The following is a 25,258-nucleotide window of genomic DNA, read 5'->3' on the forward strand; positions in this document are numbered from 1 at the left end:
CCCACAAGTCCGTAGATGAACGGGTAGACCCACGGTTATTGAATATGCCGGACCCACTAATCCGGTTCTGGAACATGTTGGACCCACTAATCCGGTTTTCGAAATACATCGGACCCACAAATATGACGTACTGGGCCCACTAATCTGGCCTGCGAATGTTCGGACCCACTAATCCGGTCGTTTGGACCCACAAATCCGATGTGCTGGACTCACAAACCTGGTTTCGGGATGTGCCGGACCCACAAACCTATTTCGTAATCGTGGAATCACTGTCGGGATGTGCGGGGACCACCCACTGATGTGACACATTAGACCCACAAACACGGCCCATAATCGTTTGGACCCACGAGTCCAATCGTTCAGCCCACGAATCCAATCGTTTGGACCCACTAATCCGGTTTCGAAGTGCGCTGGACCCACTAATCCGGTCGTGCGGACCCACTAATCCAAGTGTTTGGACCCACAGACCTACGAACCTCGGGGCGTTGGTTACTTCAGTGTGTTGAGACGGTAGGTCTGCCATACGTCGCTGAGCTTCTGCCCGTTGGAGACGCGCCTCCACACGTTGAGCGCCGCGCCGGCGGACTTGCCGCTCGCCGCCTTCGCCGCCGCGGTGGGGGAGGCGTGCACCGAACCGTCCTCAAGCTGCAGCTTGCCGTCGTTCGTCACGGTGGCGAACCATTCCTGGCCGAGGCGCGGACGCTTCCAGACGAGCTTCTCGCCGGGCACCAGCAGCCCCGCGTCGATGACCTGCATGATGGTGATGCGCTTCGACCCCTGCACGGCACGGCGCGAACCGCGCGTCAGCGTCTCGTCGCTGACGGCGGTGAGATCCACGTTGTCGGCGTCGAAGCGGATCTGCCAGTATTCGGCGAGCAGATGCACGATCTGCTCCTGACGGCGCTCCAGCACGTCCGGCGTCATATCCGTCATCGACGTGAGCTCCGCCGTCAGCGGGAACCGGCGGGAGCGCGGGGCCTCGGTGATGCGCTCGGCGCGCGGGCCGAAGCTGTCGAGCTTCGCCATCTGCTGCTCGTTCGCGGCGGACAGCACCATGTTGCCGATGCGGTCGGTCCAATGGTCGCGCGTGGCCTCCGGCCATGTGACGAACGACGAATTCGGTCCGATCCGCTCCGGCAGGATGCGCACCACGTTGATGCTGCGCGGCCGGACCACGGGCGAGCCGTTCATCACGTCGTTGGCGCGAAGCAGCAGCAGCTTCTTCATCGTGTCGTTCACCTGCATCTCGCCGCGCAGCCGCACCAGCGCGGTCTTGCGGTCCTCGTCGCTGATGCTGAACCCGGTGGATTTCTTCAGCTTGCGGCCGTGGTCGAGGTCCTTGAGGATCTGCACCACGCGCTGCCGACGCTGCGACGACGACGCCTTGCCGAGATTGTCGACGCCGGTCACACGCTCCAGGGCGCGCAACACCTTCACGAGCTGCTCCTGGTCCTTCTGCCGGAACGTGATGGTCTGCGGGGTATGGGAATGCCGTGCACCGGAATGCCGGCCGTTGCGTGGCGGCTGCGGTATGCCGTCCGAAGCGGATGCCGCTGGCGTCGGCGCTGCCGTTGCCGCTGGCGTTGCCGGTGCGGCTGGTGGCACGGCGCCGATGACGCCGACCTTGCCGATGTTGACCAGCGCCCAGATGGCCACGGACTTCCATTCCGTGGTGGGGAAGTCGTCGAGCCGCACCAGCCACTCGGTCACCTCCTGCGGCAGGTCGTAGGCGTGCGGCTGGTTGATGATGTTCCACGCCGTCGCATACGGCACGAGGATGTTGTTGATGAACTCGACGGCAGTGTTCTTCTCCAGATACGCGTCGAACGCCTTCGACTGGAATCCGTCGAGAATCATGCGATGTGACTTCTTCGGCGAGATGCTCAGCAGCAGGTCGTTGAAGAACGTCTCGATGTTGTCGCCCAGCGGATCGACCGCATTGTCCCAGCGGCGGCCGTAATACTCGCGGTCGGCGATGTCGATGGCCGAGATGGCCTTCGCCTTGAGCACGTCGGACGGCGTCAGCGGCATGCCGCGCATGTTCATCACGTCGAAGATGCGATGCGCCCCCGCCAGGTCGTTCGTCGTCACGATGATCATGAGCACGTTGCTCACCAGATACGAGGCGAAGTACCGGCGTTCATCCTGGGTGAGCGAGGACAGTGCGTCATACGCCGCCTTCGTGTTCTGCATGATGTTGCGCTGCGCGTTCGATTCGAGGTCGGTGTCGCGCAGGTCGAACAGTCCTTCGAGATTGCCCTCCTGCACGTAGTCGCGGAAGAACGCGGCGTCGCGCTCGCGCAGCGTCAGCCGCGGTTCGGCGGCGCGGCCGAACAGGCGGTTGCCCTCCTCGAGGATCAGCGCGTTGAGATTGTCGGCGAGGTCGTGGTCCGTTTCCATGGCGCGCAGTATGGCGATGATGATGGTGAGCGACGTGAGCCGCTGCTGGCCGTCGATCACCTGGAACACGCGGTTGTTCGGGTCGCCGTCGCCCACGAGAATCAGCGAGCCGAGGAAATACGGGTGGTCGGGATGCTCGGAGGCGTCGCGCAGGTCGTCCACGAGCTGCAGCATGTGCTCCACCCGCCACGAGTAGGCGCGCTGGAACGCCGGGATGATGAACTGATAGTCCGTGGAGAACACCTTGCCCAACGGTTTCTCGTTCGCGCTGATCGCCATTGCCGTCCCCTCGTCTTCCGCGCTGCAGTACCGTTGCCACTATAACGCAGAATGCATGGCGCTACCGGGATGGTGCGCGACGGTGCGTTATGGTGGGTCATATGACATGTCGCATGGCATGAAGGAGCGGACGATGACACAGCATACGAGCACGACGGTGGAACTGCGATACGCCGGCAACGCGGCGAAATCACGCTCCCTGGGCGTCAAGGCGCTGTCGTCGTCACTCAGTGGATTCTCCGATGCGGTGGGGGAGTACAGCGACATCGTTCGTCCGCTGATGAACCTTGATGTCGCCGTCGATGCGATGCGTACGAAACGGGGCGTGTTCACCGCGGCGCTGACGCTGCAGGGAGAGCCGGTCGCCATAGTGAGGTCCTCCGGCGAGGTCGTCGCATCGGCCGATGTGACGGACATTGCCATCGGACTCATCGAAACCATCGGCATATTCCGGGCGCGCGTGCTCGTCACCGGCGACCCGATGCCGAACTCGTCGGAGAAGGCGGTCCTGACGGAGGACGGCGTGGAGGTGCGGTTCTCCGATCAGGCAACGCCGGTGACCGTGGATCTGGCGGCCTATACGGCGTCGAAATCCATACGGTTGGCGAAGTATCTTGGCCGCGCGTTCGGATCGTTCGCCGACATCGACGTGGATTCCGTCACGATATGCGCGCCCGACTCCGGCGAATCATTGGACGTGCCGGCCGGCGTCGCCCGGGCGCTGCGCGACGTGGAGGACCTGGTCGAGGTGTATAAGCCGCTCATCGAGACGAAGCAGCTGCAAATCGACACCATCCAGTTCAGCTCCGACAAATGGCGGTTCAAGGACGGCGACGACAAATTCTATGCGCGCATCGCCGACGCGAAGTTCCTCGCCCAATGGGACCGCGGCGAGATGTCGTTCAAGAACGGCGACACGTTGAACGCGGTCGTGCGCACCGAACGTGCGTCGATCGGCGGCACGCTCACGCTCGGCGAGCGCATGATCCTCAAGGTCAGCAAGCCCCATGCCGTGCTCTTCCAGCCTTCCATCGACGACCTGCTCGTGTAGGCGGCGCTTCTCCATACGCTTCGGTACGCTGGTGGACGTTTGTTTTTCGTGAGGCCGGCGGGTTCCGGCCTGAATTCCCGTGAAAGGCTATTGTGCCGAAGACTATTGATGATGTTGACGTTATGACCACCATGAACGATGCCGATACTGGCGACGCCGATATGGGCACCGGCGTGCCCTTTGCCGAGCTGGGCGTGCCGAAGCCGCTGGTGCGCGTGCTCGCCGCCGATGGCAAGACCACGGCGTTCCCCATCCAGGCCGACACGTTGGCCGATTCCCTCGCCGGACGCGACCTGCTGGGCCGCGGCAGGACCGGTTCGGGCAAGACGCTCGCGTTCGCGATTCCGCTGGTCGCCCGTCTTGGCGGCGAACGTTCCTCCGGTGCGGACGCCATGCGTGACTTCCGACGCATGCGGCGGCGCGGCGAGGACGATGCCACGATGCGGCTGCCTCATCCGCATGGCCTCGTGCTCGCGCCCACGCGCGAACTTGTCAACCAGATCGACGAGGTGATCCGACCACTCGCCGACGCCTACGGTCTGAAGACCGTGACCATTTACGGCGGCGTGAAACAGGGTCGTCAGGTGTCGGCATTGCGTGACGGCGCCGACATCGTCGTCGCATGTCCGGGACGTCTCGAGGACCTGCTGGGCCAGGGGCTGCTGTCGCTGGAATCGGTGCGTATCGCCGTGCTCGACGAGGCCGATGAGATGGCCGACATGGGCTTCCTGCCCGCCGTCACGCGACTGCTTGGCAAGATCGATCCGCACAGCCAGCACATGCTGTTCTCCGCCACGCTCGACCATGGCGTCGACGGACTGGTCAAGCGCTTCCTCAAGGATGCGCGCGTGCACGCCGTCGACTCCGCGGAATCGCATGTGGACGAGATGACGCATCATGTGTTCGTCGTGACGCAGGGCAACAAGCATGAGCTCGTGCGTCAGCTCGCCTCCGGCATGGGCAAGCGCATCCTGTTCACCCGCACCAAGTACCAGGCCAAGAAGATGGCGGCCAAGCTGGTGAAGGCGGGCATTCCCGCGGTGGACCTGCAGGGTAATCTTTCGCAGAACAAGCGCGACCGGCATCTCGCCGCGTTCAGCGACGGCGACGTGCGCGTGCTCGTGGCCACCGACGTGGCCGCCCGCGGTGTGGACATCAGCGGCGTGGAGCTCGTGGTGCAGGTGGAGCCGCCCGCCGACCCCAAGTCGTTCCTGCACCGTTCCGGCCGCACCGCGCGCGCCGGCCATTCCGGCGACGTGGTCACGCTCGTGCTGCCCGGACAGGAGAAGGAGGTGCGGCAGATGATGCGCCGCGCCGGCCTGCGTATCAAATCCGTGGAGGTCACGCCCACCTCGCCCGAGGTGGAGGAGCTGGTCGGCGAGCATGCGCCGCTCGTCAACGGCTGGGAGCTGCCTGCACCGGCGCCGCAGAAGCCCGCGGGAACCGGACGCCGTGCGCGCGCCCGACGCCGTGCCGCGGCCGCCGAATCCCATGCCGGGGAACGTGAGGAGCGTCGCGGTTCCGCCAAGCGTGGAGCCGACAACCGTGGCGGCGGCAAGCGTGGCGGCGGCAAGCGCGGTGCCGTGGCACGCAACGGCGAGGAACGTCGCCGCGGCGGCAACGGTGGTGGCTCCGGTCCGCAGCGCGGCGGCAACGCCAAGTCCGGCGGATTCCACCGTCACCGCAGGAAGTCCGCCCCCTTCCGCATGGGAAGCGGTAAGAAGCGGTAATCCTCATTGCCGGATCAATCACCCCGTTTTGTCATCCTGAGCGGAGTCGCTTAACCTGCCTTTGTCATCCTGAGCGGAGCCGCTTGCGGCGGAGTCGAAGGATCTTGGGGTAGTCGGGGTGCAAGATCCTTCGACTCCGGGCTTACGCCCTTCGCTCAGGATGACAATGGCCCACCCCTGCGCCCTTCGCTCAGGATGACAATGGGGGCGATTGGCTCCCGCTGGCGGGAGCTGTCCGGCGTCAGCCGGACTGAGGGTGGTCATTCCAAGACAATGGCCCATCCCAAGACAAAACCGGCCCGCTTGCCTATCTCCGCTTGCCGTCCTGCACGAACAGCGACAATACGAACGCCACGCAGGAGACCACGGTCGAGACGATGAATACCACGTCCACGCCGTGCGCCAGTCCTGCCGCCGCGGACCCGGCGACCGACGCCGGCAGCGTGTTCGTCGTCATCACCGTGAAGTACAGCGCGATGACGATGGCGGCCATGGTCTGTCGCAGCGTGTTGTTCATCGCCGTGCCGTGGGGGATGAGCGGCCCGGTGAGCTGGTTGAGGGCCGTGGTGGTCAGCGGCATGAGGCAGAACGCCACGCCCGCCATCATCAGCGTGAAGAACACGGCGGGATACCATGCGGGCGTGTCGGCATGCATCCGCGACAGCGCGAACGACGCCACCGCCACGACGGCGATCGCGGGCGGCGCGAGCCGTCGGATGCCCACCTTGTCGAACAGCCGTCCGGCCACCGGGTTGAACACGCCTTCGGCCACGCCGCCGCCCATGAGCAGCAGACCGGACTGCAACGCCGTCATGCCCAGCGAATTCTGGATGAACATCGGCAGGATGTTCATCGATGTGATGAACGTGACGAACACCAGCACCACGACGACCATCGAGAGACTGAACATCGGCCGGGAGAACACGCGGAAGTTCAGCATCGGCTGCTTCAGTCGCATCTGCCGGACGATGAACACCACCAGGGACACCGCGCCCACGGCGATCGAACCCAGCGTCTCCGGCGCCGTCCATCCGTCCTGGCCTGCAAGGCTGAATCCGAGCAGCACCCCGCCGAATCCCAACGTCGACAGTATGACCGACGGGATGTCGATGCTGGGATCGGTCTGCGTGGTCACGTTCCTCACCGTGGGGATGGCGGCCGAAAGCACCGCCACGGCGATGACGATGAGCGGCACGAACAGGAACCGCCACGGCAGGAAGTCGATGATCAGTCCGGACAGGGTTGGCCCCAGCGCCGGCGCGAACGCGATGACCAGGCCGAACCATCCCATGGCCGTACCGCGTTTCTCCGGCGGGAACGTGATGAACAGCACCGTCTGCAGCAGTGGCATGAGTATGCCGGCGCCCGTGGCCTGCAATATGCGGCCGAGCAGCAGTATCGCGAAGCCGGGCGCCGCCGTGCATACGACCGTGCCGAAGAGGAACATGCCGATCGCATAGAAGAACAGTTGACGGACCGTGAACTTCTGGATGAGGAACGCGGTGACGGGGATCATGATGCCGTTGGTCAGCATGAAGCCGGTGCTCAGCCATTGCGCCGTGTTGCTGGTGATGGCGAACTCGCGCATGAGATGCGGCAGCGCCGACGTCATCAACGTCTGGTTGAGGATGGCGGTGAAGCTGCCGACCATCATCACGACGATGGGGAAGTAGTCCCTGCCGGTCAACGGCCGGTTTTTCGTCGCGTCCACGGATGCCGATGATGTTGTCTTCGCCACGTTTCCTCCCCGTATGCTTGCAAAACCCGCAGATATCCTACCAGCATGGTTCCGCGTGGACGAAGGCGGCGACGGTCATCTGCCGTGCCGGGAGACGCCTGTGCAGGCGTTACCGTGTTCTTGCCCCGTCCTCGTGCCGGATGCGTTCTGCGAGCCAGATGTTGATGAGGGCGTTGCGGCTGACCGCAAGATTGCAGGCCTCGGTGTCGAGACGCTTCACCATCCAGTCGGGCAGGGTGAGGTTCACTTTTCGGTTTGCCGGGGCGTCCTCCACGATGGGCTTCGACAGGTCGAAGTGGTGCAGTACGTCCTTGCCTTCGTCGAATTCCCTGTCGATGTCAGCGGCCTTTACTGTGCTGGTCATAGAGTTCCTCCTCGCGTTTGCGTGAGCGTCTGACTGAGATGATTCGTATTCTGTCCCCGCGATACGTGACTATGGCGGTCCAATGTTTTCCGCCTATCATGCCGAGGACCATATAGCGTTCCTCGTCCGTCCCCGGGTACGTGGGGAACCGGACGATACGTCCGTACCAGAGAATCTGCGCGTGTTTGAAGTCGATGCCGTGTTTCCGAAGATTGGCGGCACTTTTTCCTGGGTCGTATTCAAACTCCATGGTACCTCCTAAATATCCGTTGCATATGTAATGGATATGAATACGGTGTGCCAAATGTGGCAGCTGATGGTTTCACGATGGTTGACGCCAGCCTATCGGCTTTTCCTTCGCCGGCGCATGGATTCCCGGCAATGTTGACGAATGTGGGTTTCCGTTGGGATTCCAACGATATTGAAGACGTTATCGACAACGGTTATGTCCGATATTCGAGATTGCGGTACCATATGGTCCCGCTTGTCGTCGCCGGACGCTTCAATCGAAAACAACGACATAACTGAACACGCATCTTCAGGGCAGGGTGAAATTCCCGATCGGCGGTACAGTCCGCGAGCATGCAGACGCGACGCCCGGCCGGCATCGGCCGGCGGCGTCCGCGTTGAGCATGTGGGAGCGAAAGCGCTCGTGAACCGGTGGGATTCCGGTACCGACAGTCATAGTCTGGATGGAAGAAGAATGCGGCGACGTCATCGCATCGTGACGACGGCCGGCACCGACGTGCCGTCGCATCCGATGCGCCGGTCGCCAGTATCCGCGCACGACCCTGAATTCCCATGGAATTCGGGGATTTTTCATATTGGGCGGATGATGGACGGCAGTGGAGACGGACGTCGTCACGTGAACCCTGGACATGCTCTATCGCATCGGAAAGGGGAATCGTGGACGATAGGGAATACATGTCCGTGGCATTGGACCACGCGAAACTGGGCGCGGGAAAGGTGAATCCCAACCCCATGGTCGGCGCCGTCATCGTACGCGACGGTCAGATCATCGCCGTCGGCCACCACGACCATTTCGGCGGATGGCATGCCGAACGCTCCGCGCTCGAGGCGGCGAAACGCGACGGCGTCGACGTGCGCGGCGCCACCATCTACGTCACATTGGAGCCGTGCTGCCATCAGGGCAAGCAGCCGCCATGCTCGCAGGCGCTCATCGACGCCGGCCTGGCACGCGTGGTCGTCGGCTCGGCCGATCCGAACCCGCTGGTCGCCGGCAAGGGCATCCGCCAGCTGCGCGGCGCCGGCATCGACGTCACCGAAGGCGTGCTGCGCGACGAATGCGACGCGCTCAATGAGATCTTCATGCATTACATCGTCTCCCACCAGCCGTTCGTGCTGCTCAAATACGCGATGACGCTGGACGGCAAGATCGCCACGAGAACCGGTGCCTCGCGCTGGATCACCGGCGAGGCCGCGCGCCACCGCGTCCATGAGGACCGCGGACGCTTCGCCGCCATCATGGTCGGCGTCGGCACCGTGCTCGCCGACGACCCGCAGCTCACCTGCCGCCTGGACGACCGCGAGGACGGTGGCCACAATCCGGTCCGCATCGTCTGCGACAGCCGCCTGCGTACGCCGCTCGACTCGGCCCTGGTCCGCACCGCGCACGACGTGCCGACCATCATCGCCACCTGCGTGCCGTGGAACGAACCGGCAGCCAAGCCGTATGCCGACGCCGGCTGCGAGGTGCTGACCATCGACGCCGACGACGCCGGACACGTCGACCTGGCCGCGTTGGCGGCGACGCTCGGCGCACGCGGCATCGACAGCGTGATTATCGAAGGCGGCGCATCGCTGGCGTGGGCGGTATTGCACGCCGGAATCGTCACCAAGGTCGACGCCTACATCGCGCCGAAGATCTTCGGCGGCACGGCGGCGCCGACGCCGGTCGGCGGCGAGGGCGTGGAGACACCCGCCGGTTGCCTGCGACTGACGGACATGACGGTCACGACGCTGGGCGACGACCTGCTCGTGGAGGGATTCGTGGACAAGACGGGCAGGACGGCCGTGAAGCAGGAATCCGTGGAAGGGGGAGCGACCGATGTTCACGGGAATCGTTGAGGACCTCGGCGTCGTGGAAGGCGTCACGCAGGGCGCGGACTTCGCCAGGCTGACCGTATCGTCCGCCGTCGTGGTGGACGAGCGTACGCGCATCGGCGACAGCATCGCCGTCAACGGCGTATGCCTTACGGTCACGGCATTGCACGGCACGTCGTTCACCGCCGACGTCATGCATGAGACGCTGCGGCGGTCCAGCCTCGGCGGACTGCGCCGCGGCAGCCACGTGGACGTCGAACGCGCCATGGCCGCCGACGGCCGATTCGACGGGCACATCGTCTCCGGGCACATCGACGGCACCGGCGTCATCGAATCGATACGACCCGACGGCATCGCCACCGTATACACGATCCGTGCGCCGCACAACCTGCTGCGTCTCGTCGCCGAAAAGGGATCCATCGCCGTGGAGGGCATCAGCCTGACGGTGACGCACGTCGACGACCGCACGTTCGGCGTCTCGATCATCCCCCACACCGCCGCGAACACCGTACTGCCCGAACGCAAGGTCGGCGACGTGGTGAACCTCGAGACCGACACCATCGCCAAATACGTGGCCCGGTTGCTCGAAACGGGCGGCGCGGCCGGCGAACCGGCGGCGGCCTCCGGTGGCGGCTCCCATCCCGCCACCATCACCGAATCATTCCTCGCACAGCACGGCTTCTGACCGGGAGGACGGCCTCCTCCGGTTCATCATCGCGAAAAAGGACAATCATCATGACCGACATCACCAACACCAATTCCGCAGCCACCCCCATCGACCCCGTCGCGCAGGCGGTGCGCGACATCGCCGAAGGACGCATCGTCGTCGTGGCCGACGACGAAAGCCGCGAGAACGAAGGCGACCTCATCTGCGCGGCGCGCTACGCCACGCCGAAGAACATCGCGTTCATGGCCACGCATGGCCGGGGGCTCATCTGCACGCCGATGACCGCCGAACTGGCGCAACGGCTCGACCTGCCGCCGATGTGCGTGTCCAACACCGACAACCATCACACCGCGTTCACCGTCTCCATCGACCATGTGACCACGTCCACCGGCATCAGTGCCCGCGACCGCTCCGTCACGGCCATGGCATGCATCGACCCCGACGCCAAGCCCGGGGACTTCCGCCGCCCCGGCCACATGTTCCCGCTGGTCGCACGCCCCGACGGCGTGCTCGAACGCAACGGCCACACCGAGGCCACGGTGGACCTGGCACGTCTCGCCGGACTCGAGCCATGCGGCCTGTGCTGCGAGATGATGAAATCCGACGGCACCATGATGCGCCGTGACGATCTCGAGGCGTTCGCCGCCGAACACGGCCTGACGTACATCACCATCGCCCAGCTCCAGCAGTACCGCCGCACGCACGAGTTCCCGCACACCGTACGCCGCGTCGCCCAGGTGAACCTGCCCACCGAATACGGCAGGTTCACCATGCTCGGCTACGAATCCGACGACGGCGGCGAACACGTGGCGCTGGTCATGGGCGATGACATCCTCGCCGCGGCGGCCGGCGGCACGGGTGCGGTCGCCGACCCGGTGCTCTGCCGCATCCACTCGCAGTGCCTGACCGGCGACGTGTTCGGCTCCAAACGTTGCGACTGCGGCCCCCAGCTGCACGAGGCCATGCGCCGCATCGCCGAACGCGGCCGCGGCGTCGTGCTCTACCTCAGCCAGGAGGGACGCGGCATCGGGCTGCTCAACAAGCTGCGCACCTACGAGCTGCAGGAGCAGGGCTTCGACACGCTCGACGCCAACCTCGAGCTCGGCTTCCCCGCCGACGCGCGCGAATACGAGACCGCGGCCGCCATCCTCGAGGACCTCGGCATCAGGTCCATCGACCTCATGACCAACAACCCCGACAAGATCAGCCAGCTTGAGGCCGCGGGCATCGTCATCGACTCGCGCGTGCCCATCGTCATCCCGCCGAACGAATTCGACGCGAACTATCTGTCCACCAAACAACACCGCATGGGGCACCTGCTCGGCGCCCTCACCAACACCGCAAAGGAGAACTGACATGACCGTATTCGAAGGACAGCTCGTCGCCGGCGCCGCGCCCGCCAAGCCGATTCGCGTGGGCATCGTCGTGGCCCGATTCAATGAGTTCATCACCTCGAAGCTGCTTTCCGGCGCGCAGGACGGGCTGCGCCGCCACGGCGTCGAGGACGCGAACATCGACGTGGCCTGGGTGCCCGGATCGTTCGAGATCCCCATCGCCGCCAAGCGCATGGTGACGACCGGCCGCTACGACGCCGTGATCTGCCTCGGCGCCATCATCCGCGGCAGCACCTCCCACTACGACCTCGTGTGCAACGAGACCGCCAAGGGCATCGCCCAGGTGTCGCTCGGCACCGACACCCCGGTGCTGTTCGGCGTCATCACCACCGAGAACATCGAGCAGGCCATCGAACGCGCCGGCACCAAGGCCGGCAACAAGGGCTTCGACTGCGCGCTCGGCGCCATCGAGATGATCAACGTGCTGCGCGCCATCGACGCCGGCGAGTGATCGCACCTCCTCTCTCGGCGAACCGGCCGCCCATCCGTTACAGTGGAAAGAACGGATGGACGGCCGGTTCGCCGTTCACGGAAGGGAATCATCATGGGATTGTTCGACAGCATTCGTGACCTTGCCTCCGGTGTGCTCGGCGACGCGGCCGGCAACGCGCTTGGCGACGCCGCCAACGGTGTGCAGGGCGCCATCGGCGACGCGCTCGGTGGCCAGACGTTCGACCTCGGGTCGTTGACCGACCTGCCGGCCGTGATCGGCGAGCATTTCAACGCCGACCAGCTCGGCGAAATCCAGAACGTCGTCGGCGACACGTTGAACGCCGACCAATTGGGCGACCTGCAGGCGCTGGCCACGGAGAACATCCCCGCCGACCAGATCGCCGACGTCGCCGGCATGATCCAGGAGCAGGGCGCGGGCCTTGCGGAAGGCGCCGGCCAGGCCGTCGGCGATGCGGCCAGTGGCGTCGCAGAAGCCGCCGGCGGGGCCGTCGACCTGGGTGCCATCGCCGAACAGGCTGGCCTGCCTCTCGACGTCGTCAGCCAGATTTCCGGACTGCTGGGCCGCTGAGATTCGTTTTCGGCGATTTGTGGTGTCTTATGGTCGTTTTTTCGCCGTAAAACGACCATAAGACACCACAAATCACGAAGTCCGGCGTATGTCAGCCGCGCAGCGCCGTCAGAGCCGCGTCGGCGATGTCGCCGGCGGTGAGCCGGTAGCGGCGACGCAACGCATCCAATGGAATACGGTCCGTGACCTCCTTGCGGGCGCCGAAATTCAGCACACGCATGGGGCCGCCACCGTAGTAGGCGGCGATCTTGCCGCCCCAGCCGCCCTCAAGCTGGCCGTCCTCGATGGTGACGACCACCGTATGCCGTTCGCGCAGCGCCTCCAACGTGGCCGTGTCCAACGTCGAATACTGATGCGGGTCGACCACCGTGGTCTTCACGCCCGCACCATCCAACGCAACGGCCGCCTCCTCGGCCAGCGGATACGCGTTGCCGAGGCCAAGCACCGCCACCTGCGAGCCGGCCCGCGTAACCGTATAGCGCGCCCAAGGGTCATCGGCGACCGACGTGGCCGCGATGTCATCGACCGACACCGCGCCGGACTTACGCGCCGAACCTGCCGACATCGACATCGAATCGGCGACCGCGCTGTCAGCCGTCTGTGCAACATCCCGTGCGACAAACCGCGGATACGTCCCGCCGCGCTCGCCGGCCAGCACCGCCTCGCCCGGCATACGAATCGCCACCGGCCTCCGTGCCGGACCGGTCGCCCACGCCAGCATCCGCAGCATCTCGTCGCCGCTCGTCGGCGCCAGACAGGTCAGCCCCGGCACGTTGCCGAACATCATCACGTCGCCGGCCCCCGAATGCGTGTTGTCGGCACCGGATATGCCTCCCGAGAACACCAGCAACGTGCCCGGCGCATTGTTCAACGCGAACTCCTGATGGATCTCGTCGTAGGCGCGCTGGAAGAACGTGGCGCTCGTCGCCAGCACCGGCATGCCGCCCGCCCGGCCGAGTCCCGCCGCGAACGCCACCGCATGCTCCTCGGCGATGCCCGTGTCGATGTAGTGCCGTCCGGCCGCCGCGCGCCATTCACGCGTGATGCCGTTCGAGCCGGGCGTCGCCGGCGAGATGACCAGCAGGCCGGGCTCGGCGTCGAACCGTGCCGCCAGCGCGTCCATCGCCATGCCGCCGTACGTCTTCCGCGCGTTCGGCAACGCCGGCGCGGCATCGGCCGCCGGCGTGGGATTATGCCAGTGGTTGCTTTCCACGCGGCCCTCCTCGGCCACGTCAAGCCCCTTGCCCTTCAGCGTATGGATATGCACGACCGTCGCATGGTCGCAGTCCTTCACGTCCTCGAACGCGCGCACCAGGGCCGCCACGTCATTGCCGTCCTCGACGTATCGGTAGTCCAGTCCCATGTCACGGAACAGGTTATGCGGCGACTCTCCGTTCGTCGCACGCAACTCCGCCAATCCCGCGTACATGCCGCCATGGTCCTCGGCTATCGACATCTCGTTGTCGTTGAACACGATGATGAGATTGCTGTCCAATTCGGCGGCCTCGTTCAGTCCCTCGAACGCCACCGCGCTCGACAACGACCCGTCGCCGATCACCGCGACCACGTTGTTCGATCCGCCCATGAGGTCGCGCGCCTTCGCCATGCCGCACGCCAGCGAAACCGACGTGCCGGTATGGCCCAGCACGAACGGGTCGTGCTCGCTTTCGTCCGGATTCGTGAACCCCGTCGCCGAGCCGAACAGCGCCTCGTCGGTGAACGCACGACGACGGCCGGTCAGCATCTTATGCACGTAACTCTGATGCGAGACGTCGAAGATGATGCGGTCGGCGGGGGAGTCGAACACGTAATGCAGGGCGATGGTCGCCTCGACCATACCGAGGTTCGAACCGATATGACCGCCCTTCGCCGCGCAATACCGCAGCAATGCGGCGCGGATCTCCTCGGCGAGAGCAGGCAACTGCACCACGTACAGACGTTTCAGATCGTCAGGTCCGTCGATATGTGCCAGAAGATCGCTCATCGTGCTCCTTTGCGATAGTCATCCTCGCTACGGAAGGTTCCAACCGCGAAATCATAGTCGACGACACACGACGAGGGACGATGACGTGACGAATGCCCTCAACATCTCCGTATAGCCACGTTGTGTATGGACACGTTGGATGTGGCCGCATTGGGTATGGACTGTATGGACGCGCCGCATGCGTCCGACCATGCGCGGCCGTCGACGACGTCGTGATTCCGCCGCACAATAGGAACGACGAAACAGGCGGGACGAACCACAACGTCGGCCGCCGCGATCGAAAGGAACGCCGATGAGGGCCGTATACGCAAGCAACGTGAACTATGACGATCCGATCTCCGTGCTGGCCGTGGGGGAGCGGCCCGAACCGGAGCCCCGCGAATACTGGTCCACGATATCCGTCAGGTCGGCGAGCGTGAACCACCACGACCTGTGGTCGCTGCAGGGCGTCGGACTCTCCGACAAGCAGACGCCGATGATCCTCGGCACCGACGCGGCCGGCGTCCTCGACGACGACATCCCCGTGCGCAAGGGGCTCAAAGCCGGCGACGAGGTCGTGCTCTACACGTTCGTCGGCACCGACGGCAACGGCGTCGCCCCCGGCGAACGCCGCACCATCCTCTCCGAGAAATACCAGGGCACCATGGCCGAGAAGACCGCCGTGCCCAGCGCCAACGTGTTCGCCAAGCCCGCCAACCTCACCATGGACGAGGCCGCCGCGCTCGGCACCAGCTGGCTGACCGCCTATTCGCTCGTGTTCTCCGCGGCCGGCGTCAAGCCCGGCGACACCATCCTCGTGCAGGGCGCGGGCGGCGGCGTCTCCACCGCGGCCATCATGCTCGCCCACGCGGCCGGCCTCGAGGTGTTCGTCACCTCCCGCAGCGAGGAGAAGCGCGCGAAGGCGCTGGAGATCGGTGCGGACGGTGCGTTCGAGCCCGGCACGAGGCTGCCGCGCAAGGTCGACGCCGTCATCGAATCCGTGGGCGCGGCCACATGGTCGCATTCCGTCAAATCCGTGCGGCCCGGCGGCACCATCGCCGTCTGCGGCGCCACCACCGGCGACCAGCCCGGCGCCGAACTGACACGCGTGTTCTTCCAGGACATCCGTGTGCAGGGCGTGACCATGGGCACGCGCGACGACTTCGCACGGCTCCTGCGGTTCGTCGAGCACGCCGACCTCCATCCCGTCATCGACTCCACGTATGCGCTCGCCGACGCGCCCGCCGCCTTCCGCAAGGTCCTCGACTGCGACGTCTTCGGCAAGGTCGTCCTCCACGTGTGATTCGCATTATCTGATCGTCGTCTACAACCCGCGTTTATATCGACGCCGCCAAAACGTTGCAATCGCCGTCGTATACGGTATGGGACCGGTCCGCTCCCACGACGTTTCCACCGACATTCCGGCCGATTCGCTGGAAACGGCCGGCAAAGTGCAATACCCTTGGGATGCAGTATGGAATAGCGTATGCCCGTCGTCTTGCGCGAACCGCGCGACGGCGGGCCCGGCGGGGGAGGTAGACGACCGATGGCCGAAGACAGCGATGCGGTGAACCACGAAACGGCCGCGACCGAGACGGGACGCAAGGCGACGATAACGTTCGACGACGTCACCAAGACCGTGCTGACCGCCGACGGGCCGAAATCCCTGCTCAAGAACATCACGCTCACCTTCGAGGAGGGCGGCATCTATGGCGTCATCGGACTCGGCGGCGCCGGCAAAAGCACGCTGCTCAAGCTCATCGACGGCAACCTGACGCCCACGTCCGGCACCGTCACCGTGCTCGGCGACAACGTGGCCGGGCTTTCCGACGCCGCACGCGCACGGCTGAGGTCGCGAATCTCCCGGGTCGGCGTCTTCCCCGACTTCGACGAGGAACGCACCATACTCGAATCCGTGGCCATCGCCGCCGGCGAGGCCGAAAACGCGGTCGAACCCGACGAGGCCGCCCGCGCCAAGGCGCTGCGCCTGCTGCGCGAGGTGAGCCTGCGCTCGCAAAAGGACGCGCACCCGTCGCAACTGTCCGGCGGCGAACTCCAACGCGCCGCCGTGGCCCGCGCGTTCGCATCCAGCCCACGCATCCTGCTGTTCGACGAGGTCACCGCCGCGCAGGACCATATCGAAGGCCGCGAGATCCTGCGACTCATCAAACAGTTCGCCAAGGAGTCCGGCGCCACCGTGGTGCTCGCCACGCACGAGATCGCCACCGTGAAGGAGATCTGCGACCATATCGTCGTGCTCGACCGCGGGTTCGTGGTCGAGGAGGGGCCCACCTACGCCGTGATCGCCGACCCGCAGACCGACCAGACGCGCGTGTTCCTCGAGGCGGTCTCCAGCCTCGGCAAGGTCGACACCCTGCTCGCCGGGCATGATCCGGTCGTCGACCTGCGGCCCGGCCAGAAGCTCATCGCCCTGCGCTACGTGCACGAGGACGTCTCCGAACCGCTGGTGTCGTTGATCACGCGCAAGTTCGGCATCGATGTGAACATCATGCTCGCCGACGTGCAGATCGTGGGCAAGTATCCGATTGGCGGCATCGTCGGCGTGTTCGAGGGGCCGGAACGCAACATCCGCGACGCCGTCGCGTTCCTGCGGTCCAAGAAGGTGCGCGTGGAGATCCTCGCCGAGAACTAGGTCGCGGCCGCTGTTTTCCCCGCTGTTGCGTACAGTTGTATCTGTTCGGATCAACGGAGGTTAATGATGGCTGAAAACGCACCGATCGTAGCCGTGGTAATGGGTTCTTCCAGCGACTGGGAGACGATGAAGCACGCGTGCGAGATGCTCGACAAGTTCGCAGTACCGTATTCCAAGCAGGTGGTCTCCGCCCACCGCACGCCGGAACTCATGGCCGACTTCGCCCATGCCGCGCGCGGCAAGGGCATCCACGTGATCATCGCCGGTGCCGGCGGCGCGGCCCATCTTCCTGGCATGATCGCCGCGCAGACCACGCTGCCCGTCATCGGCGTGCCGGTGCGCTCCCACGCCCTCTCCGGCTGGGATTCGCTGCTGTCCATCGTGCAGATGCCCGGCGGCATCCCGGTGGCCACCACCGCCGTCGGCAACTCCGGCGCCACGAACGCCGGCCTGCTGGCCGTGCAGATCCTCTCGACCACCGACGAGCGTCTGGCCAAGGAGCTGCAGGAATACCGCGACGAACTCAAGAAGAAGGTAGAGGAGTCCAATGCCCAGCTTGTCTGAGGAAACCAACGGCGCCGTCAAGATGCTGCAGCCCGGCGCCACCATCGGCATCGTCGGCGGAGGCCAGCTCGGCCGCATGATGGCGATCGTGGCCAAATACCGCGGCTTCCGCATCGGTGTGCTCGACCCGACCCCGGACTGCCCGACCGCGCAGGTGGCCGACTTCCAGGTCGTCGGCGAATATGACGACAAGACCGCCATCCACGATCTCGCCGAGAAATCCGACGTGCTCACCTACGAGTTCGAGAACGTGGACGCCGACGCCATCGACGAGGTGCGGCATCTCGTCGCGGCCCCGCAGGGCACCGACCTGCTGCGCGTCACCCAGGACCGCATCAACGAGAAGACGTTCATCAACAAGCATGGCATCGAGACCGCGCCATGGCGCGAGGTCAACGACTTCGACGACCTCGAGGCCGCCATCGACGAACTGCACTACCCGTGCGTGCTCAAGACCCGCTCCGGCGGCTACGACGGCCACGGCCAGCACGTGCTGAGGAACGACGCCGACCTTGAGAAGATCCGCGCCCGCGGCGACCGTGGCGGCGGCTTCCCGCCGAGCATCCTCGAAGGCTTCGTCGACTTCGCGTTCGAGGCGTCGATTCTGGTCTCCGGCAACGGCAAGGACTACGTGACGTTCCCGATGGTGCGCAACGACCATCGCAACAACATCCTGCACATCACCGTCGCCCCGGCCGAGGTGAGCGACGAGCTGCACGAGCAGGCCCGCGACCTCGCGCTGCGTCTGGCCAAGGGCTTCGAGCTGGCGGGTACGCTCGCCATCGAGCTGTTCATCACCAAGGATGGCCGCGTGGTCGTCAACGAGCTGGCGCCGCGTCCGCACAACTCCGGCCACTACACCATCGAGGCGTGCTCCATCGACCAGTTCGACGCGCACATCCGCGGCATCGCCGGCTGGCCGCTGCCCGAGCCGAAGCTGCTCAGCCCGGCCGTCATGGTCAACGTGCTCGGCCAGCATGTGGCGCCGAGCCGCGCGCTCATCGGCGAGCATCCCGAATGGAACGTGCACGACTACGGCAAGGCGCAGGTGCGCCACAACCGCAAGATGGGCCACATCACCGTGCTCACCGACGACACCGCGCGTACGGTTGCCGAGTTGGAGGCCACCGGCGTCTGGGACGACCTCAAGTAGTCAAGTAGTTCGGCGCCACGACGGCGCCCGCCGGTCTTCATGGCGTCTCCATCATCCGCCCCGGTTCCCATCGGTCGCGCAATGCGCGACAAACGGGAACCGGGGCTTCGCTTTGCGTCCCGTCGGTTGGTAGGTACCGAACGAACAGGAACCGTGGAATCGGATCGGTTCCCATTCGTTGGATGGTGATGCACAAACGGGAACCGCGCCCCGCTTCCGGTTCCCATTGGTCATATGCGCGCAACGAAAGGGAACCGTGGCGTGTCTTCGGTTCCCGTTCGTTGGATGCCGCGCAGGTTATAACGCATCCGTGCGTAAAAGCCTACGTGTGAGAGCTTCCAGCGTGGGGTTCTGCACAAGCGTCCGTTATAACCTACGTCAGGCCATTCGCGCACGACCGAATGACGTCCCCGACCCCCGCACATGAAAAAGCCGTTGCATCGACAACCGTATCGATGCAGCGGCTTTGTTATAAGAAAGTCGGAGAAGAACGACGCTCAGCCGCGCTTCTTGACGAGGTCCTCGGAATCCTTGTCAAGCGTGGCCATGATGGCGTGCTGTGCGTCCTTCACGTAACCGAATCCACCGGCCTTGGTGAACGCGGTCTTGGCGGCCTCGTCCTCGGCGACGGCGCGCGTCACGCGGGCGATGGCGACCAGCACGTTCGGCAGCTGCGAATCGGGAGCGTCGTTGCCCAGTTCTCCGTAGAAACGAATCGTTTCCACATCGTTCGGATTGGCGCCGTTGGTGGGAGCAGCCTTCAGTGCTTCAACAATGCCGCCGAGATATTGCTTCATTGGATACTCATTTGGAATGCTCATGGCTCCTATGGTAGAAGGGTTCCCGTGGATTTCCAGCCGTCAATCGTTCTATGCACCCCAAAGGGAAAACGCTGGAATTCGGGCGCAGACGGGCCTACAATAACATTGTATTGGTTGCTCATCGGGGGATAGCGGAGCTGAGGCAGCGACGTTGGGTGAGCTCCGGTGCGGGGTGGAAGGCGAAAACGCGAGTTGTGGGTGTTCGAAATGGCAAATATTCATGCCGGGGATTGAAAATCGTTGCAATCCCGTTGGCTGATATCGGGGAGCCGGAAAACAAACACCCACAACTCGGGGTTTTCGTATATTCGAATCGTGTGGAGTGCAATACGCCGGAATGGAATGCCGTAGGAATCGGCAAATGCTTTTTGACTCTTGTGGAAACGCCCGGAAAAAGAAAAAGACGGACATCGTTGTCCGCTTTCCCTCACATACTCGGTCCTGGCCACCGCCTGATCTTTCGCGGCCGCCGCATATCCGCCGGGAGACGCCGTATCCCGCAACGGTGGAATCGCCTGGAACCGTGAATCAGCGATCCTGGGCGATCTTGATGATGGTGTTGTTCATCTCCTTGTTGGAGAAGCCCATCGTGCCGGCCATCCGGGAGCTGCCGTAGAGGGCCAGACCGCGAAGCATCGAATCCTTGAATGACATGATTGCCACCTTTCATAGTGTTTCTTTATCGATTGACTGCGTTAAGAAGTAAAGCCCGGAATCCGATGCTCGCTGCCGTCGATTTTCGAACAATCCTTCGGAAATCAATGATTCCGCGTATCGCTTCCGTTGTTTTTCCTTCCCGACGATTCCCAATATAACTTATGAAATCGGTTTCAGTAAGTCGTGCCACGATTTGTCATCAGGAATTAACCTTGGTGGGATTCGGACCGCGGGGACGTGTAGTCTCGAACATGGTTCTGCATCACACGGGAAGACGGGAAGGAAGATCTCCATGGGAAAGCTGTTCATCGGATCGCATCTGTCGACGGCCGGCGGCTGGAACAAGCTGCTGGAACGCTCGCACGACGAAGACGGCACCGCGTTCGCCTTCTTCCCGCGCTCGCCATACGGCAAACGCTCGAAGGCGCTGACTCCCGAAGGGGCTGCGGCGTTCGGTGAACGGTTGGTCGCGGAGCATTACGGCCCGCTGGTCGTGCACGCGCCCTACGTCTACAATTTCGCCGGCAAGGACGCCTCCAAGCGGGCCTTCGCCATCGACGCGCTCGCCGAGGACATCCGTCTGCTCGCGCACATCGCCGCCGCCGGCCAGCGCACCTACATCAACATCCATCCCGGCTCGCACGTGGGGCAGGGGAGCGAGACCGGCTGCCGTCTGATAGCCGAGGGCATCAACCGCGTGTTCGACGAGCTGGACGACGATGCGGTGACCGGTGCCGGTGCCAGTGACGGTGACGGTGCCTCCGGCGCGGCGGTCGTCCCCTCCGGCGACGAGTCGGATTCCGGCGTCATGATTCTGCTTGAGACCATGGCCGGCAAGGGCACCGAATGCGGACGCAGTTTCGAGGAGCTGGCCTCCATCATCGACGGCGTGGGGAACAAGGCCGCCGTCGGCGTCACGTTCGATACGTGCCATGTGTACGACGCGGGCTACGATATCGTGAACGACCTCGATGGCGTATTGAGACAATTCGACGACATCGTCGGATTGGGCCGGCTCAAAGCCATCCATGCCAACGATTCGCAGTTCGGTTTCGCATCGCACAAGGATCGTCACGCCAACATCGGCGAGGGCAAACTCGGCATCGAGTTCTTCCGTCGGCTGGTCAACGACCCGCGTATGGCGAAACTGCCGATGATCCTCGAGACGAAGGAACTCACCGAGACCACGCATCGCGAGGAGATCGCCCTGCTGCGCAGTCTGTGCGCGCGGTGATTCCCGCCGTTGGTTTGCGCGGAGGATTGCGCTGAGTGACCGCGTGGACTGATCGCGCGGACTGATTGCGCGGGCATGGGATGCGATTTGCCGGCTGCTTCGCGTTCCGTGCCACGATGTTCCGTCACGGAAACGAAGAATCCATGATTCCCGTGTTCCGTGCCATGATTTCGTGCCACGGAATCGATGAATCCGCGATTGTGGCGTTCCGTGGCAATGATTGGGGGCGGCTGGCGAATGAAATCCGCGTGATTGCAAGGTTTCTTCTCGACCGGTATGCGATGAATCCGTCACGGAACCCTTTGATTCCGCATCATCGTTGTTCCCTGCCATGATTTCCTGGTATGGAATGTGCGTTTGGTGCCTAGGACTCGTTCCGTGCCACACCTGTGTCCAGTCAAGCCTTCGAAAATCCCATATGCGAGGTGACGGATTGCCTCTCTGCGAACGCGTGACCTTTGCGAACGCATAATCACCACATAACAAAAAAGCGGCTTCATGCCGCCTGATTCATATGAAATTATATGACGAATGAATGCGATACGCGGACGCCGTTGGCCGCACATCGTTATTCTCTTCTTCTCTATTGGGGATTCCTCGAAGTCTCCCTCGGGATTCCCGTGGCCGTGCCTTGCGGCAGGCCTCGTCGTGTCTCGCCTTGGTCGGCGGCTCAGCGGGCGTCCTCATCCAGCACGGTCTCAGCGATCTGCTGGTAGGTGCGGCCGTTGTAGGCGGTGAGGGAGGCGGCGCCCATGAGGGCGAAGGTCTTCTTCATGCTGCTCTTGAAGTTCATGATCACTCCTTGTGATTTAGCGAATTACGGATTGTCTATGCGAATCGGGAATCAGTCCGCGATTCAGCGGGCGTCGTTCTCGATGCTGCGGATGGTGTCGAGCATCTGCTTGCTCATCGACGGGGTGGTGGTCATCGTGGAGGCGCCGTAGAGGGCCAGGCCGCGCAGGAAGTTCTTCTTGATATCCATTGTTGTTCTCCTTGATTACGTTCGTATTGTGTATCGATCGGCGATTGTCGCCGGGAATGTACCGTATCCGAAGTGTGGGACTACGGCTGGTGTCGGAGCTGGACTCAGCGGTCCATGTCGACGTGGAAGGAGGCGATCTCCTTGGGGGAGGCCGGCACGATGGTCATGTTGTCGGCGGCGTAGGCGGCGAGTCCGCGAAGGGCGTTCTTGAAAGTGGCGTTCATGATGTTCTCCTTGTACAAGCTTTGGTTTTGGTGTTCGTTGTCGTGTATGCGTTATCGGTCATCGCCGTGGTCGGCGGACGCGATGGTTCAGCGGGCGTCCATGTCGACGTGGAAGGAGGCGAGCTCCTTGGCGGAGTGCGGGGCCACGACCATGTTGTCGGCGGCGTAGGCGGCGAGGTTGCGAAGTGCCTTGGTGAAGTTCATTGTGTGCTCCTTGGTTGAAAGAATCGTTTGGTTGTTGGGTTATGAAAGTCTTGTGTGGGCTCAGCGGCCGATCTGTGCGGTGCGCGTTCAGCGCTCGTCGCGTGCGATGTCGAGGATGGTCTCGTTGAGCTTCGTGCTGGAGATGCCGGCCATGTGGGAAGCGCCGTACAGCGCCAGACCGCGCATCATGGAATGCTTCATGTTCATGTGTGTCTCCTTGTTTTGCTGTCCGCCTTGTTTGGCTGACATGAATAACGATAGACCACCTGCGCAATTTGCGCAAGCGCTGGCGCAAAAGTACCTACCGATTGGTTGGTATTATGCCGTTTCGTCGGCGTGTCACATTGTGTGCGATAAGGGATCGGCATGTTGCGAAATGTAATGTTCCAGTGTGTGTTAGCGTTACACATTCGTTATGAAAAAGCCGGGGCGTCAATAAACGACGTCCCGGCATAATCGGTGTGTTGGTGAAAGGGGCTATGCCGCCTCGTTATCCATGGTTGTCATGGAGGTGTGCGCAAGCGCAGTCACCTTGGCCGCCGCCTCGACATTGATACTGGCGTCCTTGGCGGCCTCCGCTTGTCCGTCGGCGGTCCTGCCCTTCGTCAGCCCCGGCTGCTTGGGGCGCAGGGTGTAGGTGAGCGCCGCGCCCGCCGCGTACAGCACGGCGTACGTCCAGCAGATGCCGGCGATGCTTACCGTCGAGAGCAGCAGGGTGGCGATGCCGGGTCCGACGAACGTGGCCAGGCCCGCGGAGAGGTTATAGACGGACAATGCGGCGCCACGCTTGCCGGGGACAAGGTCGTTCATGATGGCGGGAATCGAGGAGAAGGCGCTCGTGCCGACGCCGATGAGCACGGCGGCGAGCACCATCAGCGGGGCGTTCGCGCCGAACAGGCGCGGTATGTAGTAGAACGAGATCGCGCAGACGCCGAGCAACACGCAGCCGAACCAGCGCATCGGCCACACCCAGCCGAAGCGGTCCATGAACCAGCCCCAGAACACGTTGAAGAACAGCATGACGATGAACACCGACCCCCAGATGCGCATCCAGTCCTGCACGGGGAACCAGTTGTCGCCGCCATACTGCCTGCCGCACAGATATAGCGGCATGATGACGGGGAATCCATAGAGCAGCAGGCTGTTGATCATGCGGATGATGCCGCAGGCGGCGATGCCAGGGTTGTGGAACGCGATGGTCACGCCCTCGGCCAGCTCCTTGACGCGCTCCTCGCGGGTGAGGGCGGCGGCCTTGGAGTCGCGGGTCCTGGGCACCATGAGGAAGCACAGCAGCAGTCCGGCCACCGAGAAGGGGATGGCGAACCAGAACGTGCGGTATTCGCCCACCGCGGGGATGAGGAAGCTGGGGATGTAGGCGCCGAACACGCCGAGCCCCAACGAGAAGCACGTCCAGAACACTCCCGTGGCCGAGGCGAGGCACCGTCTGCGCGAGCAGCACCATGAACGAGTAGATGAACAGCGGGTAGCCGAAGCCGCGCAGCGCATACACCGCGAGGATGAACGGATAGATGCCGGAGGGGAGCGCGACGCCCAGGAAGACGAGGTGCACGCCGATCCACCAGCAGGCGCCGATGAGCATGATGCGACGGGCGCCGAACATCTCGGCGAGCACGCCGGCGGTCCAACCGGCGACCGCGGCGAACAGTCCGTAGATGGTGATGAGCAGCGAGCCCTGTGCGGCGGAGAAGCCGTGGTCGACCATGTATTTCGTCAGGAAGGTGAGCTCGAATCCGTCGCCGGTCATAAACACGGCAACGGTGAGGAATCCTGCGATGAGTTTTTTCGGTATGCCGAACCGCTCGATGGCCTCGGCGACGTGGGTGAGCATCATTGTTCCTTCCGAAGTGTTCCCCTTGCCCTTAATGCGTCTGTTGCGAAAAGGTGCCGTGGATCGGTGCGAATTGCATGCGCTGATTCATGACTATGCCCATAGAGTAAGCGCTTTCCATAAAAAAAGCAAATTATTGCAATGATTCGTATGCGAAAACTGAAAATGCTTACCGCAATGATTGAAAGATGAGAAAGTTAGGGGGATTGGGGAATCGGGGCCTGGTGGATTGGGAGGTTGAGGGGG

General features: G+C 63.7%; 20 protein-coding genes, 2 pseudogenes and 1 riboswitch. Of the genes and pseudogenes, 12 read left to right on the forward strand and 10 right to left on the reverse strand.

The features are described from left to right. Positions 1-489 precede the first annotated feature (489 nt). Positions 490-2,679 carry a GmrSD restriction endonuclease domain-containing protein gene (locus KIH77_RS07240; protein WP_219100457.1) on the reverse strand — a complete coding sequence of 730 codons (2,190 nt, stop codon included), beginning with the start codon at positions 2,677-2,679 and terminating at the stop codon, positions 490-492. A 133-nt stretch (positions 2,680-2,812) separates the two neighbouring features. On the opposite strand from KIH77_RS07240, the gene KIH77_RS07245 reads away from it, so the two are divergent. Further along, entirely contained in the window at positions 2,813-3,730 is a 918-nt protein-coding gene (locus KIH77_RS07245; RefSeq protein ID WP_219100461.1) for an LAPAL motif-containing putative phage structural protein, read from the forward strand. Positions 3,731-3,852: 122 nt separating this feature from the next. Beyond that, positions 3,853-5,352: pseudogene (locus KIH77_RS07250) on the forward strand (DEAD/DEAH box helicase); the annotation flags it as partial. 415 nt (positions 5,353-5,767) lie between these two features. On the opposite strand, the gene KIH77_RS07255 reads toward KIH77_RS07250, so the two are convergent. The 3 genes from KIH77_RS07255 to KIH77_RS07265 form a co-directional block, all read right to left on the reverse strand. Beyond that, positions 5,768-7,198 (reverse strand): DHA2 family efflux MFS transporter permease subunit, encoded by a 1,431-nt coding sequence (locus KIH77_RS07255; protein ID WP_219100466.1) that lies wholly within the window; start codon positions 7,196-7,198, stop codon positions 5,768-5,770. A 109-nt stretch (positions 7,199-7,307) separates the two neighbouring features. Next, positions 7,308-7,562: a type II toxin-antitoxin system BrnA family antitoxin gene (gene brnA / locus KIH77_RS07260; protein ID WP_219100468.1), complete on the reverse strand. Its 255-nt coding sequence runs from the start codon at positions 7,560-7,562 to the stop codon at positions 7,308-7,310. Continuing rightward, positions 7,537-7,812 (reverse strand): BrnT family toxin, encoded by a 276-nt coding sequence (locus KIH77_RS07265; protein WP_219100471.1) that lies wholly within the window; start codon positions 7,810-7,812, stop codon positions 7,537-7,539. The genes brnA and KIH77_RS07265 overlap by 26 nt, the downstream gene beginning before the upstream one ends. A 280-nt stretch (positions 7,813-8,092) precedes the next feature. Next, a riboswitch (FMN riboswitch) is annotated at positions 8,093-8,271 on the forward strand. Between the two features lie 197 nt (positions 8,272-8,468). Here KIH77_RS07265 and ribD point away from each other — a divergent pair. From ribD to KIH77_RS10465, 5 genes are all read left to right on the forward strand, one after another. Further along, the gene (ribD, locus tag KIH77_RS07270) at positions 8,469-9,650 is read left to right on the forward strand and encodes a bifunctional diaminohydroxyphosphoribosylaminopyrimidine deaminase/5-amino-6-(5-phosphoribosylamino)uracil reductase RibD (protein WP_219100473.1); all 1,182 of its coding nucleotides are present in this window, start codon (positions 8,469-8,471) and stop codon (positions 9,648-9,650) included. Next, a complete protein-coding gene (locus tag KIH77_RS07275; protein WP_219100476.1) occupies positions 9,631-10,311 on the forward strand; it encodes a riboflavin synthase in 681 nt (226 codons plus the stop codon). The genes ribD and KIH77_RS07275 overlap by 20 nt, the downstream gene beginning before the upstream one ends. A 50-nt stretch (positions 10,312-10,361) precedes the next feature. Next, complete coding sequence (locus KIH77_RS07280) at positions 10,362-11,648, forward strand: bifunctional 3,4-dihydroxy-2-butanone-4-phosphate synthase/GTP cyclohydrolase II (RefSeq protein ID WP_219100478.1); 1,287 nt, start codon at positions 10,362-10,364, stop codon at positions 11,646-11,648. 1 nt (position 11,649) lies between these two features. After that, positions 11,650-12,138, forward strand: a complete 489-nt coding sequence (gene ribH / locus KIH77_RS07285; protein ID WP_219100481.1) for a 6,7-dimethyl-8-ribityllumazine synthase — start codon at positions 11,650-11,652, stop codon at positions 12,136-12,138. Positions 12,139-12,231: 93 nt separating this feature from the next. Continuing rightward, positions 12,232-12,708 carry a hypothetical protein gene (locus KIH77_RS10465; RefSeq protein WP_236024541.1) on the forward strand — a complete coding sequence of 159 codons (477 nt, stop codon included), beginning with the start codon at positions 12,232-12,234 and terminating at the stop codon, positions 12,706-12,708. Positions 12,709-12,799: 91 nt separating this feature from the next. On the opposite strand, the gene KIH77_RS07300 is transcribed toward KIH77_RS10465, so the two are convergent. Next, positions 12,800-14,692 (reverse strand): 1-deoxy-D-xylulose-5-phosphate synthase, encoded by a 1,893-nt coding sequence (locus KIH77_RS07300; protein ID WP_219100483.1) that lies wholly within the window; start codon positions 14,690-14,692, stop codon positions 12,800-12,802. 292 nt (positions 14,693-14,984) lie between these two features. Here KIH77_RS07300 and KIH77_RS07305 point away from each other — a divergent pair, with 292 nt between their 5' ends. The 4 genes from KIH77_RS07305 to purK all read left to right on the forward strand — a co-directional run bounded on the left by KIH77_RS07305 (position 14,985) and on the right by purK (position 19,041). Beyond that, positions 14,985-15,974 (forward strand): zinc-binding dehydrogenase, encoded by a 990-nt coding sequence (locus KIH77_RS07305; protein WP_219100485.1) that lies wholly within the window; start codon positions 14,985-14,987, stop codon positions 15,972-15,974. Positions 15,975-16,217: 243 nt separating this feature from the next. Continuing rightward, the gene (locus KIH77_RS07310) at positions 16,218-17,324 is read left to right on the forward strand and encodes an ATP-binding cassette domain-containing protein (RefSeq protein ID WP_219100487.1); all 1,107 of its coding nucleotides are present in this window, start codon (positions 16,218-16,220) and stop codon (positions 17,322-17,324) included. A 66-nt stretch (positions 17,325-17,390) separates the two neighbouring features. After that, positions 17,391-17,888, forward strand: coding sequence for a 5-(carboxyamino)imidazole ribonucleotide mutase (gene purE / locus KIH77_RS07315; protein ID WP_219100489.1), 498 nt, complete (start codon positions 17,391-17,393; stop codon positions 17,886-17,888). After that, positions 17,872-19,041: a 5-(carboxyamino)imidazole ribonucleotide synthase gene (gene purK, locus KIH77_RS07320; protein WP_219100491.1), complete on the forward strand. Its 1,170-nt coding sequence runs from the start codon at positions 17,872-17,874 to the stop codon at positions 19,039-19,041. The genes purE and purK overlap by 17 nt, the downstream gene beginning before the upstream one ends. Before the next feature lie 497 nt (positions 19,042-19,538). Here the strand turns inward: purK and KIH77_RS07325 are convergent, their stop codons facing one another. Next, positions 19,539-19,862, reverse strand: coding sequence for a hypothetical protein (locus KIH77_RS07325; protein ID WP_219100493.1), 324 nt, complete (start codon positions 19,860-19,862; stop codon positions 19,539-19,541). A gap of 528 nt (positions 19,863-20,390) precedes the next feature. Continuing rightward, positions 20,391-20,516, reverse strand: coding sequence for a hypothetical protein (locus KIH77_RS10555; protein ID WP_274607443.1), 126 nt, complete (start codon positions 20,514-20,516; stop codon positions 20,391-20,393). A 295-nt stretch (positions 20,517-20,811) separates the two neighbouring features. On the opposite strand from KIH77_RS10555, the gene KIH77_RS07330 reads away from it, so the two are divergent. After that, on the forward strand, positions 20,812-21,753 hold the full coding sequence (locus tag KIH77_RS07330) for a deoxyribonuclease IV (RefSeq protein WP_219100495.1): 942 nt from the start codon (positions 20,812-20,814) through the stop codon (positions 21,751-21,753). 670 nt (positions 21,754-22,423) lie between these two features. On the opposite strand, the gene KIH77_RS10560 is transcribed toward KIH77_RS07330, so the two are convergent. From KIH77_RS10560 to KIH77_RS07335, 3 genes and pseudogenes are all read right to left on the reverse strand, one after another. After that, on the reverse strand, positions 22,424-22,546 hold the full coding sequence (locus KIH77_RS10560; RefSeq protein WP_274607444.1) for a hypothetical protein: 123 nt from the start codon (positions 22,544-22,546) through the stop codon (positions 22,424-22,426). A 63-nt stretch (positions 22,547-22,609) separates the two neighbouring features. Continuing rightward, complete coding sequence (locus KIH77_RS10565; protein WP_274607445.1) at positions 22,610-22,735, reverse strand: hypothetical protein; 126 nt, start codon at positions 22,733-22,735, stop codon at positions 22,610-22,612. A 905-nt stretch (positions 22,736-23,640) separates the two neighbouring features. After that, positions 23,641-25,012 (reverse strand): annotated as a pseudogene (locus KIH77_RS07335) (MFS transporter). Positions 25,013-25,258: the final 246 nt, after the last annotated feature.

Origin of the sequence: Bifidobacterium pluvialisilvae, assembly GCF_019331695.1 — a bacterium.
GTDB classification, from domain to species: Bacteria; Actinomycetota; Actinomycetes; order Actinomycetales; family Bifidobacteriaceae; genus Galliscardovia; species Galliscardovia pluvialisilvae.

Excerpts from the sequence above, each read along its gene's own strand:
- KIH77_RS07245 (WP_219100461.1), top strand. The coding sequence starts at position 2,813 with ATGACACAGCATACGAGCACGACGGTGGAACTGCGATACGCCGGCAAC.
- KIH77_RS07300 (WP_219100483.1), bottom strand. The coding sequence starts at position 14,692 with ATGAGCGATCTTCTGGCACATATCGACGGACCTGACGATCTGAAACGT.
- brnA (WP_219100468.1), bottom strand. The coding sequence starts at position 7,562 with ATGACCAGCACAGTAAAGGCCGCTGACATCGACAGGGAATTCGACGAA.
- KIH77_RS10560 (WP_274607444.1), bottom strand. The coding sequence starts at position 22,546 with ATGAACTTCAAGAGCAGCATGAAGAAGACCTTCGCCCTCATGGGCGCC.
- KIH77_RS07240 (WP_219100457.1), bottom strand. The coding sequence starts at position 2,679 with ATGGCGATCAGCGCGAACGAGAAACCGTTGGGCAAGGTGTTCTCCACG.
- KIH77_RS07330 (WP_219100495.1), top strand. The coding sequence starts at position 20,812 with ATGGGAAAGCTGTTCATCGGATCGCATCTGTCGACGGCCGGCGGCTGG.
- KIH77_RS07325 (WP_219100493.1), bottom strand. The coding sequence starts at position 19,862 with ATGAGCATTCCAAATGAGTATCCAATGAAGCAATATCTCGGCGGCATT.
- ribH (WP_219100481.1), top strand. The coding sequence starts at position 11,650 with ATGACCGTATTCGAAGGACAGCTCGTCGCCGGCGCCGCGCCCGCCAAG.
- KIH77_RS10565 (WP_274607445.1), bottom strand. The coding sequence starts at position 22,735 with ATGGATATCAAGAAGAACTTCCTGCGCGGCCTGGCCCTCTACGGCGCC.
- KIH77_RS10555 (WP_274607443.1), bottom strand. The coding sequence starts at position 20,516 with ATGTCATTCAAGGATTCGATGCTTCGCGGTCTGGCCCTCTACGGCAGC.
- KIH77_RS10465 (WP_236024541.1), top strand. The coding sequence starts at position 12,232 with ATGGGATTGTTCGACAGCATTCGTGACCTTGCCTCCGGTGTGCTCGGC.
- purK (WP_219100491.1), top strand. The coding sequence starts at position 17,872 with ATGCCCAGCTTGTCTGAGGAAACCAACGGCGCCGTCAAGATGCTGCAG.
- KIH77_RS07265 (WP_219100471.1), bottom strand. The coding sequence starts at position 7,812 with ATGGAGTTTGAATACGACCCAGGAAAAAGTGCCGCCAATCTTCGGAAA.
- KIH77_RS07275 (WP_219100476.1), top strand. The coding sequence starts at position 9,631 with ATGTTCACGGGAATCGTTGAGGACCTCGGCGTCGTGGAAGGCGTCACG.
- KIH77_RS07305 (WP_219100485.1), top strand. The coding sequence starts at position 14,985 with ATGAGGGCCGTATACGCAAGCAACGTGAACTATGACGATCCGATCTCC.
- KIH77_RS07310 (WP_219100487.1), top strand. The coding sequence starts at position 16,218 with ATGGCCGAAGACAGCGATGCGGTGAACCACGAAACGGCCGCGACCGAG.
- KIH77_RS07280 (WP_219100478.1), top strand. The coding sequence starts at position 10,362 with ATGACCGACATCACCAACACCAATTCCGCAGCCACCCCCATCGACCCC.
- purE (WP_219100489.1), top strand. The coding sequence starts at position 17,391 with ATGGCTGAAAACGCACCGATCGTAGCCGTGGTAATGGGTTCTTCCAGC.